13 protein-coding genes are annotated in these 14,853 nt (G+C 69.8%); 6 read left to right on the top strand and 7 right to left on the bottom strand.

Annotated features, from left to right (window positions below; all coding sequences use genetic code 11):
• Window positions 1–80: 80 nt before the first annotated feature.
• A complete protein-coding gene (locus ACN469_RS34715) occupies window positions 81–2,567 on the bottom strand; it encodes a DNA polymerase domain-containing protein (protein WP_498775467.1) in 2,487 nt (828 codons plus the stop codon).
• Between the two features lie 56 nt (window positions 2,568–2,623).
• Between ACN469_RS34715 and ACN469_RS34710 the strand changes: the two genes are divergently transcribed.
• The 3 genes from ACN469_RS34710 (at window position 2,624) to ACN469_RS34700 (ending at window position 5,938) form a co-directional block, all read left to right on the top strand.
• Window positions 2,624–3,268, top strand: coding sequence for a helix-turn-helix transcriptional regulator (locus tag ACN469_RS34710; RefSeq protein WP_498775123.1), 645 nt, complete (start codon window positions 2,624–2,626; stop codon window positions 3,266–3,268).
• A 145-nt stretch (window positions 3,269–3,413) separates the two neighbouring features.
• On the top strand, window positions 3,414–5,090 hold the full coding sequence (locus tag ACN469_RS34705) for a long-chain-fatty-acid--CoA ligase (protein ID WP_498775121.1): 1,677 nt from the start codon (window positions 3,414–3,416) through the stop codon (window positions 5,088–5,090).
• 83 nt (window positions 5,091–5,173) lie between these two features.
• The gene (locus ACN469_RS34700) at window positions 5,174–5,938 is read left to right on the top strand and encodes an MBL fold metallo-hydrolase (protein ID WP_498775119.1); all 765 of its coding nucleotides are present in this window, start codon (window positions 5,174–5,176) and stop codon (window positions 5,936–5,938) included.
• On the opposite strand, the gene ACN469_RS34695 is transcribed toward ACN469_RS34700, so the two are convergent.
• The 6 genes from ACN469_RS34695 to ACN469_RS34670 form a co-directional block, all read right to left on the bottom strand.
• Complete coding sequence (locus tag ACN469_RS34695; RefSeq protein WP_498775117.1) at window positions 5,935–9,534, bottom strand: M1 family aminopeptidase; 3,600 nt, start codon at window positions 9,532–9,534, stop codon at window positions 5,935–5,937. The genes ACN469_RS34700 and ACN469_RS34695 overlap by 4 nt on opposite strands.
• 20 nt (window positions 9,535–9,554) lie before the next feature.
• On the bottom strand, window positions 9,555–10,430 hold the full coding sequence (locus ACN469_RS34690) for an ABC transporter ATP-binding protein (protein WP_498775115.1): 876 nt from the start codon (window positions 10,428–10,430) through the stop codon (window positions 9,555–9,557).
• Between the two features lie 90 nt (window positions 10,431–10,520).
• On the bottom strand, window positions 10,521–10,727 hold the full coding sequence (locus ACN469_RS34685; protein ID WP_498775113.1) for a cold-shock protein: 207 nt from the start codon (window positions 10,725–10,727) through the stop codon (window positions 10,521–10,523).
• A gap of 208 nt (window positions 10,728–10,935) precedes the next feature.
• Complete coding sequence (locus tag ACN469_RS34680) at window positions 10,936–11,118, bottom strand: hypothetical protein (protein ID WP_141643683.1); 183 nt, start codon at window positions 11,116–11,118, stop codon at window positions 10,936–10,938.
• A gap of 75 nt (window positions 11,119–11,193) precedes the next feature.
• Window positions 11,194–11,400, bottom strand: a complete 207-nt coding sequence (locus ACN469_RS34675; RefSeq protein ID WP_498775111.1) for a cold-shock protein — start codon at window positions 11,398–11,400, stop codon at window positions 11,194–11,196.
• 350 nt (window positions 11,401–11,750) lie between these two features.
• Window positions 11,751–11,987, bottom strand: coding sequence for a TetR/AcrR family transcriptional regulator (locus tag ACN469_RS34670; RefSeq protein WP_498775109.1), 237 nt, complete (start codon window positions 11,985–11,987; stop codon window positions 11,751–11,753).
• Between the two features lie 174 nt (window positions 11,988–12,161).
• Between ACN469_RS34670 and pdxR the strand changes: the two genes are divergently transcribed.
• From pdxR to ACN469_RS34655, 3 genes are all read left to right on the top strand, one after another.
• Window positions 12,162–13,700 carry a MocR-like pyridoxine biosynthesis transcription factor PdxR gene (gene pdxR / locus ACN469_RS34665; protein ID WP_498775107.1) on the top strand — a complete coding sequence of 513 codons (1,539 nt, stop codon included), beginning with the start codon at window positions 12,162–12,164 and terminating at the stop codon, window positions 13,698–13,700.
• A gap of 161 nt (window positions 13,701–13,861) precedes the next feature.
• A complete protein-coding gene (locus tag ACN469_RS34660; RefSeq protein WP_498775105.1) occupies window positions 13,862–14,338 on the top strand; it encodes a carboxymuconolactone decarboxylase family protein in 477 nt (158 codons plus the stop codon).
• A gap of 71 nt (window positions 14,339–14,409) precedes the next feature.
• Window positions 14,410–14,838 carry a 2TM domain-containing protein gene (locus ACN469_RS34655; protein ID WP_498775103.1) on the top strand — a complete coding sequence of 143 codons (429 nt, stop codon included), beginning with the start codon at window positions 14,410–14,412 and terminating at the stop codon, window positions 14,836–14,838.
• Window positions 14,839–14,853 lie beyond the last annotated feature (15 nt).

The following is a 14,853-nucleotide window of genomic DNA, read 5'->3' as shown; positions in this document are numbered from 1 at the left end:
CTGTGCAGCACGGCCCTCACGGATTCAACGCCCCCGCGCATCGAGAGGCCGGCTTCTGAACAGCGCGGCACACTCGAACGTCAGGCGTCACCCAGGCCCAGGGGACCTTCAAGTGACTCGTCCGCCCGCGCCGCCTCCGGCGCCTCGTCCCCCGGCGCCTCGTCCTCCGGCGGCTCCGCCACCACGGTGAGGATGGGCTTCGATTCCGCGAGCGACGGCGTGAAGAGCGACGGCTGGCCCGGGTCGTCGAAGACCGTGGAGAAGTCGAGCGGCGTCAGCCCCCGCTCCAGCCTCGCGGCGAACGTCTCCTTCAAGAGCCGCACGTAGTATTCGACGTCGTAGTCACGCGGCGCCTCCACCGCGTCCGCGGGCCCTCCGCCGATGTCATCCGGCTCCGGCTCCGGCAACAGCCCCGCCCGCCCCCCCACCGCGCGGTAGACGCGGATGTACTCACCAGAGGCCCAGGTCTTCCTGCCAGCCGCGAGCATGGCCTCGTAGGGCAACTCGCGCCGACGCTCGCGTAACGCGCCGTACTGCGCGGAGTCCTTCGTCAGCCGCACGTGCGCGGTCAGCTCCATCGTCGGCACCTGACGCCGGCGCAGCGCCATCACCGTGGAGACGTACGCCTCCCGCACTCCCGCCACGTCCCCGGCCAGCAGGCACCGCAGCGCGCGGCGCAGGAAGGCCTCACCGAAGGGCTCGGCGCGGCTGGAGCGGAAGGCTACGCCCCGGAGATGCAACTTCCCGTCGAAGGACTGGAGCGCGTAGTTCTTCGGTTCGTGCGAGAGCATGGCCGCGTAGCGCCCGTCGAACTCGAGCTGGACTCGCTGGGGCAGCAGCGCGGCGACCTCCGACACCACGCGGCGCTCATCCTCCTCGCGCCAGTCCTCCGGCACCGCGAAGTACACGCCGTCCGTGTCCGCCTCCAGCAACGTGACACCCCGGCGGTCCAGCTCGCGACACAACAGCGCCAGCACCGCACGCCCGCGCCTCGTCACCTCGTTGGCCGCGTGCACGTCCGAGAAGCGCGTCAGCCCGGAGGCGCCCAGGTAGCCATAGGCCGAGTTCACGACGAGCTTCATCGCCGCGGAGAGCGCCTCGTTCTCGTGTCGCTCGGACGAGCCCGGCGCCGCAGCGCGCGCCCGCTGCTTCGCCGCGAGCCGCTGGTCCACCAGCCGGTCCACCATCGCCAGCAGCGCGCCCAGCCTGTCCCGCTTCGGGCCGATGCGGTACTCGCGCATCAGCGACGGATAGAGGCTGGCCACGTCGGCCTTCACCACGCGCCGGGCCACTCCGGTGGCGAACAGGTGGAGCGCCGCGCCGCTGTGCGACGTGCCATCTCCCTCCTCGTGCGCGGGGAGCGCCGCCCCCGTGCGCAGGTACGCCCGGACCAGCAATGGGTCCAACACACCGGTGGCCGCGCCCGCGTCCGCCAGTCGCTCATAGCGGCGGGGCGCCATGCGCGCGAGCGCGAAGGCCGCGCCCCCCAACAGCCGCGCCAGGCCCTCCGCTTCGCCCACGTCGTCGCGCGCATAGCGCCGCACGCGCTCCGGGTCCGTCTGGAAGACCTCGTGCACCCGCGCGCCAGGGATGTACTCGCGCGCCGGGCCTGCGATGCCGAAGTGCCGCGCGACGGCCTTGAGCCCGTGGCCCGGCAAGTCGCGCGCGGAGAAGTCGTGCCGCAGCACCGCGTCCATCGTGTCGATGAACTCGCGCCCGGGCACCGTGTAGCGCGCGCGCCGCATCGAGTCCGCGTTGCGCTCAGCGCCTCGCCCCAGCGCCGAGCCTCGCGCCGAGGGCCGGTGACGCAGCCCAGGGCCTCCCGCGCGCCCCAGCGACACGGGCACGTTGAGCAGCTTCGCGCGCCGCGCGACGAAGGGCAGGTCGAAGCCGTGCAGGTTGTGGTTCTCGATGACGTCCGGGTCCAGCACCCGCACCCGCTCGACGAGGCGGCGCAGCAGGTCCGCCTCCGCGGCCTCACCCGGGCCGTGGGCCTCCAGCACCTCCGTCTCGCCCTTCGGCCCGCGCAGCGCGATGAGGAAGATGCGGTCCCTGCTCGGGTCCAACCCCGTGGTCTCCAGGTCGAACTGGAGCCGGTGCAGCTCGTCGAAGCCCAGCCCCCGGAAGTACGTCCGCCCCGAGGCCGTGAGGTACTGCTCCTCGGGCGGAAGCGACAGCACCGTGCCCGAGCCCAGGTCCCGCAGGTTGGAGTACGCACGCCCCAGCCGCCGCGACGCGCCTTGCAGCACGTCCGCCGCCAGCGCCCGCCCATCCTCCCCGCGAACGAGGAAGCGCAGCGCCCCCGGCCCCGACAGTTCCTGGAACGTCACCCGGCCCGGCGCATAGCCCTCGCGCTCCGGCCGGAGCCGCGCGCCCAGGTGGTCCAGGTCTTCCAGATGGGAGAGCACCAGCCAGGGCCGGAAGCGCACGTCCTCGCGCACCAGCTCCCCCGTCCCAGGAATCCGCCGCCAGACGAAGGCGCGGCCGTCGGGCTCCGCCCACACCGAGACGATGCCCGGTGTCGCGTCCCAGCCCCACAGCCACTCGTCCTCCACCATGCCGCTCATCATGCCCCACAGCTTGCCGCTCACGGGTGTCAGCGGTATGTCAGTTAACACCCCCCATGCAACGCACCGAGCGACTCTTCGCCCTCGCTGAGTACCTCCGAGGCCGCCGCACCGGCGTGACGGCGGAGACCCTGGCGGAGCGCTTCGGCGTCACCGTGCGCACCATCTACCGGGACCTCGATACATTGCGCGCCGCGTCATTGCCAGTGGCCGCGGAGCGCGGGCGGGGCGGCGGGTACGCGTTGGACCGCAGCTACAGCCTACCGCCGGTGAACTTCACGGCGCGGGAGGCGGCGCTGCTGGTGGCGCTGGGGCGCTTCGCCATCGACATGCGGCTGTTGCCCTTCACTGGGACGCTGGAGTCGGCGCTGGACAAGGTGCGGGCGGCCCTCTCCACGTCCGCGCAGCGCGAGCTGCTCGACAGGCTCAAGGAGCTGTCCTTCCTCGGGGTGCCGTCGCTGCCGAGCAAGGCGTCCGTCCGAGCGGCGATTGAGCGCGCCTGGTTCGAGCAGCAGCCCCTGCGCATCACCTACGTCGACGGCAACTTCCTGGAAACCACGCGAGAGGTGCGAATCGTCTCGGTGGTGATGGACCGGCACGAGACTCGCCTGGACGCACTCGACGTGAGCAGCGGCGAGCGCAGGCACTACCGCGTGGACCGCATCGTCCAGGCAGAAGTCACGCGCGCCTTCGGCACCTGACGACGCTCGTCGCGCACGTCCATGCCGCAGCGCGGCAAAGGCAGACAACGAACATCCTTCGCGCGAGGGGTCGGACTTGTGCGCAATCGGGATACCATCCGCGTCCCCCAACCCATCAACGACACGCGCCTTGGAGGCGAGCCCGATGGAGAAGCCCTGGTTGAAGCACTACCCGCCTGGAGTTCCGGCGGAAATCGATGACCGGCAGTACCCGACGCTGACGCACCTGCTGGAAGAGTCCTTCACGAAGTACGCGGACCGGCCCGCCTTCAAGTGCATGGGCAAGTTCATCACGTACCGGGAGCTGGACGCGTTGTCGCGGCGCGTTGGCGCGTGGCTCCAGTCACGGGGCCTGGAGAAGGGCGCCACCGTCGCCATCATGATGCCCAACGTGTTGCAGTATCCGGTGTGCATCGCCGCGATCCTGCGCGCCGGCTACATCGTGGTGAACATCAATCCGCTCTACACGCCGCGCGAGCTGGAGTACCAGCTCAAGGACAGCGGAGCGCAGGCCATCTTCATCCTGGAGAACTTCGCGGTCACCCTGCAGGCGGTGCTGGAGAAGACGCCGGTGCGGCACGTCGTCGTCGCGACGATGGGCGACCTGTTGGGCGGCTTCAAGGGCACGCTGGTCAACTTCGTGGTGCGCAAGGTCAAGAAGATGGTGCCCGCGTTCCAGCTTCCGCGGGCGACCAGCTTCAAGCAGGTGCTGGCCGAGGGTGGCACGCGCACGCTCACCCCCGCCACCACGACGCGGGATGACATCGCGTTCCTGCAGTACACGGGTGGCACGACGGGTGTGTCGAAGGGCGCGATGCTGCTGCACCGCAACGTCATCGCCAACCTGCTGCAGGTGGAGGCGTGGCTCCAGCCCGCGATGAAGGGCCGGAACATCGAGCAGGCGAACATCATCTGCGCGCTGCCGATGTACCACATCTTCGCGCTCACCGTGTGCGGCCTGATGGGCATGCGCATGGGCGCGATGAACGTGCTCATCCCCAACCCGCGCGACATCCCGGCGTTCATCAAGACGCTGTCGGAGCAGCCGTTCCACATCCTCCCGGCGGTGAACACGCTCTACAACGCGCTGGTCAACCACCCGGACTTCAGCAAGCTCGACTTCTCCCAGCTGATGGTCTCCAACGGCGGAGGCATGGCGGTGCAGAAGGCGGTGGCGGACAAGTGGTTCGCCGCCACGCGCGTGCCGCTCATCGAGGGCTACGGTCTGTCGGAGACGTCTCCGGTGGCCACCAGCAACACGCCCATCGCCACGGAGTACTCGGGCACCATCGGCCTGCCGGTCCCCGGCACTGAAATCGCCATCCGCGACGAGGACGGTAACGACGTTCCGATGGGCGAGTCGGGCGAAATCTGTATCCGCGGGCCGCAGGTCATGGCCGGCTACTGGAACCGTCCGGACGAGACGGAGAAGGTCATGTTCGCCGACGGCTTCTTCCGCTCCGGCGACATCGGCATCATGGACGAGCGCGGCCACACCAAAATCGTCGACCGCAAGAAGGACATGATTCTGGTGTCCGGCTTCAACGTGTACCCGAACGAGGTCGAGGGTGTGGTGGCCATGCACCCCGGCGTGCTGGAAGTGGCGGCGGTGGGCATCCCCGACGAGCACTCCGGCGAGGTGGTGAAGCTCTTCGTGGTGAAGAAGGACCCGTCGCTCACGGAGGCCCAGTTGATGGACTTCTGCCGTGAGCAGCTCACCGGCTACAAGCGCCCCAAGCACATCGAGTTCCGCACGGACCTGCCGAAGACGAACGTCGGCAAGATTCTGCGGCGCGAGCTGCGCGAGAAGAAGGTCGCCTGAGTTCCAGGTGACGTCACGTCGGCCGGAGCGGCATCCTCGCCGCTCCGGTCGTCGTCGCAGGCGGGTTTCAGGCATCATGGGCCATGCCCTTCGCCGCGACCCACATCAGCACCGCGACGCTGCTCCTCGAAATCGGGCCGCTCCGCATCCTCACGGACCCGGTGTTCGACGCCCCGGGGCGCAAGTACAACTTCGGCTGGGGCACCAGCTCGCGCCGCCTGGACACCTCCGCGCTGCCCGTGGAGAAGCTGGGGAAGCTGGACGCGGTGCTCATCAGCCATGACCAGCACGCGGACAACCTGGATGACGCGGGCCGGGCGCTGCTCCCGCATGCGGCTCAGGTGGTGACGACGCACGCGGCGGCGCGAAGGCTCCAGCACCCGAGCCTCACGGGCCTCAAGCCCTTCGAGTCCACGCGCATCGGAGACCTGCGTGTCACCGCGACGCCCGCGCGACATGGGCCTCCGGGCTCGCTGCCCATCGTCGGCCACGTGGTGGGCTTCGTGCTGGAGGGAGACGCGCTTCCCGGCCCCGTCTACATCTCCGGGGACACCGTATGGTTCGACGGCGTCGCGGAGGTGGCCCGGCGGTTCCGCATCCACACCGCCTTCCTGCACCTGGGCAGCGTGGGCTTCTCCCTCACCGGCCCGCTTCGCTACACCTTCGACGCGAAGGAGGCTGTCATCGCGGCGAACGCGCTGAACGCCCCGCGCATCATCCCCGTGCACTACTCCGGCTGGAGCCACTTCCGGCAGAAGCCCGAGCAGGCGCGTCAGGTGTTCGCCGAGGCGGGCCTGGACGCCCGGGTGAAGTGGCTCACCCCGGGCGAGCGGACCGTGCTCGACTAACGCGACGCAGACGCCTCCCGCCGCGCGTCCAGCTTGCGGAAGTTGTCGCCGCGCTCTCGTTCGATTCGCAGGAAGAACGGGTCGACCCCGACGTACGTCGGGCGCTGGTCCACCACGAAGGACACCTCCGAGGACATCCCCTGGAAGCGCAGCCGCTCGACGTGCAGCGGGGCGTCCTCCTCGGAGCCATCTCGCGGGGACTCGGCGTAGACGGCGACGTCCAGGGCTTCGTCCATGGGCAGGGGAACGTCCTCGCTCCCACGGCGCGACTGCTTGGACGTCGCCACCCGGGCCGTCACCCGGAAGCGTCCATCCGCCTGTGCCTCCACCGTGGCGGACTCCACCTTCAGGTCATACAAGACGACTTCCTTGAGCCACTGGTCGACGAGGACCTCCTGCTCGGCGGACGCCTCCGCGTGCAGCGCGTCCAGCAGGTCCAACGTCGTCAGCGAGTTCTCACGCGACTGCGCGTGCAGCAGGTGGCGAAGCGCCGCGTCCAGCTTCGCCTCGCCCAGCAAGTCCCGCAGCGCGTTCATCACCAGCGCGCCCTTGCCGTAGTAGAGGTACGACTGGCCCGCGCCCTTGTAGAGCGGTGGCTCCCGCTCCAGCTCCTCCGCGCGCCCCACGAGGTAGCGGTCCCGGTCGAACGCCAACACGGGCAAGAGCGAGCGCTCTCCGTGCAGCCCCGCCAGCACCCGCTGCTCGGAGTACTTGGTCAGCGACTCCACCAGCATCGTCGCGCCTTCCACGGTGGCCGGGTCCAGCATGTGGCCCCACCACTGGTGCGCCACCTCGTGCGCCGTGCGCCGCGTCACCAGGTCCACCGCGTCCGTCCCCTTCATGTCGGTGAGGAAGCCCCGGTCCTCCACGAAGTAGATGACCTGGCTCATCGCCAGCGCGCCGAAGCCCCAGTACGAGGGAATCTCCACGACGCGCAGCTGCGTGTCCGGATAGCGATGGAAGCGCGCGCCGAAGTCGTCGAGCGAGCGCGTCATCGCCGTCAGGATGGCCTTCACGTTGTAGGGGTGCGCGGGGTGGTAATACACCTCCACGTCGACGCCCTGGTGCCGCGTCTTCTCCACGGCATAGCGCGCGGAGACGATGGCGAACATCGGCGTCATCGGCCGGTCCACTACATAGTGGAAGTAGCGCCGTCCTCCCTCGCGCCACTCCTTGCGCAGCGTCCCCGGCGCAATCGCCGTCTGGTCTTCCATCGTGGACACCGTGACGTCCAGGGTGTGCCACAGCTGGGGCGACGGCGCGGGAGGGGCGCCGCTCTCGTCCAGCGGAGGAATCCTCGGAGTCTCCGGCAGGCCGAACTCCCTCCGCCGCGCCGGGTTGCCCATCTCGTACGTCCGTCGGTAGCCCAGCGTGGGGAACGCCTCCGTCTGCCGGATGAAGGAGCCGTTCTCCACCAGCGACAGCTCGAAGTCCCCCGCCTTCACGCCCCGCTCCTCGCGCGTGACATCGAAGGACAGCTCCGACACGTCGCCCGGAAGCAGCGGCGTCCCCAGCTTGAAGCGGTACATGCCGAAGCGCTCGTCATGGGCCACCTGCTCCGCGCCGCGCAGCGCCAGCGACACGGGCCGCGCGCTCCTCGGCACGGCGACCCACAGCGTGTCGATGGGCGACAACGTCCGGTTCTCCAGCCGGTACGTCCCGGTGACGCGGTAGCGCCCCTCCTCCGGGAACAGGTCCACCGCGGACTTCACGGCGATGATGCTGGGGAGCGGAAGCGCCTCGTGGACTTTGTACGCGCGCTCGTAGTCAGCCTGCCACGCGGAGAAGGTGTCGCGGGACTCGTAGCCATTCAGGCCGTAGGTGTCGTGGAGGATGAGCCCGCCCATGACCACCAGCACCGCGCCACAGGCCACCGCGACGGCCAGCCCCCCGCGCCCCCACCGCGACGGCAGCGCCTGGAGCCGAGTCACCAGCCGGGGCTCCAGTCCGCGCCGCCACAGGCCCCACGTGAGAAGGGCCAGCAGGCTGGCGAAGGCGCTCCAGTACACCATGAAGGCGGTGAAGGACGCGGCCATCGGCCCATGGCCATTCAGGTCCGAGTGGGACATCTCCGGCGCCGCGCCGAAGCGCGTCAGCGGATGCTCCAGCCCCCAGCCCGCGCCCTGGCTCGCGACGATGGCCAGCAGCAGGCACAGCACCATGCCCACATACCGATGCGGGCTCACCGTCTGGATGAACAACACCGCCACCGCGAACAGCACCAGCGGCAGGCCCGCGAAGTAGAACAGCGACAGGTAGAGCCCCGGCTCCAGGAGCTGGTGGCCGCGCGCGCATTGGAAGAGCACGCCCAGCACCATGGGCGCCCCAGTCAAGATGCCCACCAGCGCCACCAGCGCCGCGAGCTTGGACACGACGAAGACGACGCTGGAGACAGGCGTGGCGTCGAGGAGCGCGTCGAAGCGCGCCATGCGCTCCCGCCACGCCAGCTCCGCGCCGAAGTAGATGAGCACCAGGGTGCCGAGCTGGGTCAGCGGCGTCCAGATGCTCTCCAGCACCCGGCCCGTCGTCGGGATGCGGCGCGTGCCGTACTCGCCCCGCCCCGCCCCCGTCACGATTTCCATGCCGACCATGAACAGCCACAGCGCCAGCAACGCCAGGAAGGGCCAGCTCCGCAAGAGGTGCCGCAGCTCCAGCCGCGTCGCGGAGCCCAGCACCGCCCACGTCGAGCCACCCGCTGACGCCTCGACCTCGACGGGCCGGTACGCGCCAGCCGCCGTGGACACGGGCTCCGGGGAGCGCTCGTCGCGTCGGGGCTTCACCGCCGCGCTCCGGAAGGAGAAGCGCCAGTGGACCACCGCCAGCACGCACGCGGCGACGCCGAGCCACAGGAGCCGGTTCCAGAGCAGGTTGCCCGTAAGCGAGAGCAGCCGCGTGTTGCGCTCGGCTTCCGTCCAGTAGCGCGTCTGCTCGAAGAAGGCGGACAGGCCGAAGGGGTCCAACAGCGCCGCGCGCGCCAGGGCCTCCGGCGTCTGCGGCGTCGCGCCCGCCATCAGCGGCGAGTCCGCCCACATGGCGCCGACGATGTAGAGCGCATACACGAGGATGCCGCCGACGTAGCTGGCCAGCGTGCTGCGCGACAGCGCGGAGATGGCGAACAGCAGCGACGCGGCGAACACGACGTTGGGCACCACGAGCACCAGCATCGCCCACAGGTAGCTCGCGACACTCAAGGGCCCCAGCCGCTCGGGCGCCACCGCCACCAGGAACGGCGACACCATCAGCGCCAGCGCCGCCACGGCGAACACCGCGAGCGTCGCCAGGAGCGCCCCCAGGAAGCGGCCGAGCAGGTAGTCCCGCTGCGTGACGGACGTGGTGTAGAGCAGCTCCGTCATCCGGTGCTCGGCGTCGCGCTGCACGGTGTTCGCGCAGAAGATGCCCAGCACGAAGAGCGACGTGAGCGACAACAGGCCCAGCGACTGCGCCACGCTGTACGGCGAGTTCACGTGGAGGCCATCACCGCCGTAGCCGGTGGAGACGAACAGGACGCCCAGCCCGAGGAAGAACGCGGACGCGGCGAAGAAGACGGCCTGGCGCGTCTGGTAGCGCCACTCGAAGTGGAGGATGCCCCGGAGCATGCGGTGCCCTTGTCCTTGCCCTACGCCGCGCGTCGGTGGGACAGCGTGGAGAAGTAGACGTCCTCGAGGTCGGGCGCCACCGGCTCGAAGCCCTCCTCCGGCCGGGAGTCCGCGAGCACGTGCACACGCGTACGGCCCGCCTGCAGCTGCGTGGAGAGAACGGGGAAGGCGGCGCGGTAGCGCTCCACCGTCCCCTTCTCCACCGTCTTGCGCCACACCCGCCCTTCCAGGGAGGCCACCAGCGCCTCGGGCGCGCCCTCGCACAGCACCCGCCCGTCGCAGAGGATGGCCATGCGCGGACACAGCTGGCGCACGTCCTCGACGATGTGCGTGGAGAGCAGCACCACCACGTGCTCCCCCACCTCACCCAGCAGGTTGTGGAAGCGCTGGCGCTCCTCGGGGTCCAGGCCCGCGGTGGGCTCGTCCACGATGAGCAGCCGGGGGCTGCCCAGGAGCGCCTGGGCGATGCCGAAGCGCTGCCGCATGCCACCGGAGAAGCCGCTCACGGCCTTCTTGCGGTGGGCATGGAGGTTGGTCAGGTGCAGCAGCGCATCCACCTGCTCCCGGCGCTCCTTCGCGCGCGTCAGGCCCTTGAGCAGGCCCAGGTGGTTGAGCAGCTCCACCGCTGACACGCCCGGGTACACGCCGAAGTCCTGGGGCAGGTAGCCCAGGTGCCGCCGGTGCGCCTGCGGCTGGGCGAGCACGTCCAGTCCGTCGAAGACCACCTGCCCGGAGTCAGGCTCCTGGAGCGTGGCGAGGATGCGCATCAGCGTGGACTTGCCCGCGCCGTTCGGCCCGAGCAGGCCGAAGAGTCCTCGTTCGATGGTCAGGTCGACGCCCTGAAGGGCTCGAACCCCGTTGGGATACGACTTCGAGACAGCGGAGATTCGCAGCATGGGGAGCGCGGTGGGGCGGAAGGGATGACCGCCTTGTTACGCTCCGGCTCCCCGCGCGATTGCAGCGCCGTGGGGCGGACAGGCCCTGGGTCAGTCGAGTGGACGGACGTTCGAGGCCTGAAGTCCCTTGGGCCCCTTCTGCACGTCGAACTCCACCTTCTGCCCGTCCCTCAAGCTGCGGTGCCCCTCTGACTGGATGGCGGTGTGGTGGCAGAACACGTCCGCGCCACCGTCATCCTGCGCGAGAAACCCGAAGCCCTTCGCGTCGTTGAACCACTTCACGGTACCCGTCGCCATACGAGGCATCCTCCCTGTCGCGACCCTTGCGTCGCCACATGCCCGGAAAGTGGCATGGGGGACGACGCGTAGCCCGGACCCGAAGCCCCTGTCGACGGGCGACGTTCCCGACTATCCACCGGTGAGCTTTCGGGGAACCCAGGACGTCACCCTGGATACGACAAGGCCCACCACGGTGCTTCGTGGTGGGCCCGACAACGGTGGGGACCTAGTACTCCACGACCGGCTGCGGACCGGGAATGATGTCCGCGATGTCCGGGTCCACTTCACCAGGCTGGCGGGGCGTCTTATCCCCCTTGTCCTTCTTGCGCTGCTCGCGCTTGGCATCCTTTTCCTGCTGATGCTGCTTGCGCGCCTGCTCTTTCTGACGCTTCGTCGACCTTCCTTGCATGTCGCCTCCCTCCTGAAAGCAAAAGCCCGACCTCACTCAAAAGGAGACCGGGCATGAGTGCTGGAGCGGACGCGCTCAGCCGATCGGGCGGACGTTCGAGGCCTGAAGTCCCTTGGGCCCCTTCTCCACGTTGAACTCAACCTTTTGACCCTCGGCCAGGGTCCGGAAGCCGTCCGCCTGGATGGCGGTGTGGTGGCAGAACACGTCAGGGCCGCCATTATCCTGCGCGATGAAGCCAAAGCCCTTCGCGTCGTTGAACCACTTCACGGAACCAGTCGCCATATGCGTCTTCTTTCGTCTTGCGGCATTCAAGGCCGCCTTTCACCCCAAAACCTGAGGTGCCGGACTGCCTCTAGCCTGATAGGAGGCCTCTGTCATCACATCCAGGCCTCGAAAAACCAACCTACCCCAACCCCGCGCGGAACAACGCACGAGCTACCCGAACAATTCTCGTTTCAGTTTAACGGTGGGCGCTCCCACCCGCTGTATTCCGGAAGGCGAGAAGACCCCGCATCTGGCCTCTGTCGGAGTCCCCCTCGGGCAGGCGGGCAACACCTCGCGACATCCTGACCCCATGGGCGGCCCCGTCATGCCCGGGCTCGGGCGCGGCGTCCACCCCGATTGTGAAGGACTCAACGGCGAGTCGCGGCCGTGAGCGCGTCCATCAGCCCACGCTTGCCACCGAAGTGGTAGCGCGGAGTCCCGCGTCCCACGTGCGCGTTCCGGGCCACGGCCGCCAGCGTCAGCGCCTCCCATCCCTGCTCCCGGACGAGCTGCTCGGCCACGCGCAGCAGCCGCGCGCGCATTCCCTCCTCGATTCCCGCGCGCGGCGGCGCGACGATGAGGTGAAACCAGGGCCACCCCAGCATGACGTTCCCCCTTCTCTTCCTTCAGGCGGCCCGGCCCAGGGCGGACTCTGGCCGCGAATCGCGCTACGGCCGTCACGTAACCTGCTTGCGGACGTTTCCAACAGTGATGGCTCGTGATTCCAAACATCACCGGGGTGAATCATCTCCCCCCGGGCCGAGGGGGGCGCGCGGGCCATGACGCCCTCGAACTCCGGCGCGAAGGGAGCAGCCCGCAAGCCGAGGCCCCGGAAGCGGCCGGCGGTCATGGCGGCCACGTCGCTGGTGTTGGACGCCACCGCGGGCGGCTCGCTGCAGACGCAGTTGGTGGAGGCGCTGCGCGCGGCCATCGTCGCCGGGCGGCTCGGGCCTGGTGTGCAGTTGCTGTCCACGCGCGCGCTGGCGGAGCAGCTGGAGCTGTCGCGCAACACGGTGCTCAACGCGTACTCGCGGCTCTTGTCGGAGGGCTATCTGGTGGGCCAGCCAGGCTCGGGCACGTATGTGGCGAGGGAGTTGCCGGAGCGGCTGCATGCCTCGCGACACGCCCGGGCGCCGGTGGCCGGGCCCAAGCACACACCGGGCATCTCCCAGCGTGGACTCGCGGTGGCGCGCCTGCCCGACTTGCGCATCACCGCGCCGGGCATCTCCGCCAGTCGGATGGCGTTCCGCATGGGCACGCCGTCGGTGGACTCGTTCCCGAGCGACTTGTGGGGACGGCTGCTGCACACGCGCTGGCGGCGCTCGTGGGGGGACCTGCTCAAGCGCGCGGAGCCCGCGGGCCATCCCCCTCTGCGGCGCGCCGTCGCGGACTACCTGGCCACCTCGCGCGGCGTGCGGTGTGTCCCCGAGCAGGTCATCATCGTCAACGGCGCGCAGCAGGCGATGAGCCTGGCGGCGCAGGTGCTGCTGGACCCGGGCGACGCCGCGTGGGTGGAGGACCCGGGCTACTTCGCGAGCCGGGGCGCGCTCGTCGCCGCGGGTGCCACGCTGGTGCCGGTGCCGGTGGACGCCGAGGGCCTGGACGTGGAGGCGGGCATGCGGCTGCGGCCCGACGCGCGGCTGGCCATCGTCACCCCGGCCCACCACTTCCCGCTGGGCGTGGCGATGAGCGAGGCGCGGCGGCAGGCGCTGCTCACGTGGGCCGCGCGCTCCGACGCGTGGATTGTCGAGGACGACTACGACAGCGAGTTCCGCTACGTGGGCCGGCCGCTGCCCGCGCTCCAGGGGCTCTCTCCGGACGCGCGGGTCATCTACATCGGCACGTTCAGCAAGGTGGTGTCCCCTGCGCTGCGGGTGGGCTACCTGGTGGTGCCGGAGTCGCTGGTGGAGGTCTTCAGCGCGGCGCGCCGCTTCGCCGATGGCCACACGCCCGTCGTCGAGCAGGCGGTGCTCGCGGACTTCCTCGACGGCGGCCACTTCAGCCGCCACGTGCGCCGCATGCGCGTGCTGTACGGCGACCGACAGGAGGCCCTCGTGGCGGCAGCCCGTCGCGAGCTGCGCGGGCGGCTGGACGTGTCACCCCTCCACACGGGCATGCACCTGGTGGGCTGGCTGCCAGAGGGCGTGGATGACCGCGAGGCCGCCGCGCGCGGCATCGAGGCCGGGGTGATGACGCAGCCCCTGTCCGCCTTCCGGACGCGGTCCACGGGCCCCGGGGCGCTCCTGCTCGGCTACGCGTGTGTGCCCGAGAAGGAAATCGAAGAGGGTGTGCGCCTGCTCGCGCGCGCCCTGCGCTGAACAGAGCCTCGACGCGTCTCGCCAGGAAGTGGCCCCCGCGCGGGACTGAAGTGGCACCATCGACTGGTGAGCGAGTGGCCCTCGCGCGTCGTGGGCCTCCCGGTTACTTCACGCCTCAGCGACGGGGGACACCAGGTCCCTCCCCGAAGGAGACAAAGACCATGGAAGCACAGCGTTTCGATACCGCGAAGCTCGCCCCTGGCATCTTCACCGCGATGATGGGGCTGGAGAAGTACCTGCACCAGTGCGGACTGGAGGTGGGCCTGCTGCACCTCATCAAGCTGCGCGCCTCGCAGCTCAACGGCTGCGCGTACTGCATCGACATGCACTGGAAGGACCTGCGTGCCATTGGAGAGACGGAGCAGCGCCTCTATGGGCTGGATGCGTGGGAGGAGAGCCCCTACTACTCGGCGCGCGAGCGCGCGGCCCTGGCCTGGACGGAGGCCGTCACCAACTTGCATGACGGCCATGTGTCCGCGGCCGTGTACGAAGCGGTGAAGCCGCACTTCACCGACAAGGAGCTGGCGGACCTCACCGCCGCCGTGGCCACCATCAACGCATGGAACCGGCTGGCCATCGCCGCGCGCTCGGTGCCCGGCGCCTATCAGCCGCCGAAGTCGGCGCACAAGGCAGGCTGAGGTCCACGCCGTTCGCGACGCCGCCCGGGCGTATCGACGCGAGCCCGGGCGAAGCACTACTGTCGTGGCTCATGGCGGACACCCGACAGAAAGCTCCACCCACGCACTTCACGGAGCGGGAGGCCGCGGAGATCATCCGCGAGGCCAGCGCTCATGCGCTCGCGAGTCGCGAGCCGGCGCGGACGCTGACGCGTGAGGAAGTGCTCGCCATGGCGCGGGAGATGGGCCTGAGCGAGGCGGCCGTGGAGGTCGCCCTGGTCTCCCGCGCCCAGAAGGAGCAGAGCCAGCGCAAGGACCGCAAGGAGCTGCTGGGCCTCGCGACGCACGGCCTCAGCTACACCATCGTCATCGGCGGGCTCACGCTGATAGACCTCTTCTCCGGCCCTGGCTGGTGGGTGCACTGGCCCGCGCTGGGCTGGGGCATGGGGCTGGCGTTCCATGCCATGGCCACGGTGATGGAGATGGCCAAACGCGAGCTGAAGGTGGAGGACGACGAATAGCCGCGAGAGGGCGGC

It is taken from the genome of Corallococcus terminator, assembly GCF_049194865.1.
GTDB classification, from domain to species: domain Bacteria; phylum Myxococcota; class Myxococcia; order Myxococcales; family Myxococcaceae; genus Myxococcus; species Myxococcus terminator_A.
This window is presented reverse-complemented; position numbering and strand designations above follow the sequence as displayed.

What these genes read in the sequence shown, in the direction of transcription:
- ACN469_RS34670 (WP_498775109.1), bottom strand. Translation starts at nt 11,987, where the DNA reads ATGCTGGGGTGGCCCTGGTTTCACCTCATCGTCGCGCCGCCGCGCGCG.
- ACN469_RS34685 (WP_498775113.1), bottom strand. Translation starts at nt 10,727, where the DNA reads ATGGCGACGGGTACCGTGAAGTGGTTCAACGACGCGAAGGGCTTCGGG.
- ACN469_RS34675 (WP_498775111.1), bottom strand. Translation starts at nt 11,400, where the DNA reads ATGGCGACTGGTTCCGTGAAGTGGTTCAACGACGCGAAGGGCTTTGGC.
- ACN469_RS34705 (WP_498775121.1), top strand. Translation starts at nt 3,414, where the DNA reads ATGGAGAAGCCCTGGTTGAAGCACTACCCGCCTGGAGTTCCGGCGGAA.
- ACN469_RS34710 (WP_498775123.1), top strand. Translation starts at nt 2,624, where the DNA reads ATGCAACGCACCGAGCGACTCTTCGCCCTCGCTGAGTACCTCCGAGGC.
- ACN469_RS34680 (WP_141643683.1), bottom strand. Translation starts at nt 11,118, where the DNA reads ATGCAAGGAAGGTCGACGAAGCGTCAGAAAGAGCAGGCGCGCAAGCAG.
- ACN469_RS34655 (WP_498775103.1), top strand. Translation starts at nt 14,410, where the DNA reads ATGGCGGACACCCGACAGAAAGCTCCACCCACGCACTTCACGGAGCGG.
- ACN469_RS34715 (WP_498775467.1), bottom strand. Translation starts at nt 2,567, where the DNA reads ATGAGCGGCATGGTGGAGGACGAGTGGCTGTGGGGCTGGGACGCGACA.
- ACN469_RS34690 (WP_498775115.1), bottom strand. Translation starts at nt 10,430, where the DNA reads ATGCTGCGAATCTCCGCTGTCTCGAAGTCGTATCCCAACGGGGTTCGA.
- ACN469_RS34700 (WP_498775119.1), top strand. Translation starts at nt 5,174, where the DNA reads ATGCCCTTCGCCGCGACCCACATCAGCACCGCGACGCTGCTCCTCGAA.
- ACN469_RS34695 (WP_498775117.1), bottom strand. Translation starts at nt 9,534, where the DNA reads ATGCTCCGGGGCATCCTCCACTTCGAGTGGCGCTACCAGACGCGCCAG.
- ACN469_RS34660 (WP_498775105.1), top strand. Translation starts at nt 13,862, where the DNA reads ATGGAAGCACAGCGTTTCGATACCGCGAAGCTCGCCCCTGGCATCTTC.
- pdxR (WP_498775107.1), top strand. Translation starts at nt 12,162, where the DNA reads ATGACGCCCTCGAACTCCGGCGCGAAGGGAGCAGCCCGCAAGCCGAGG.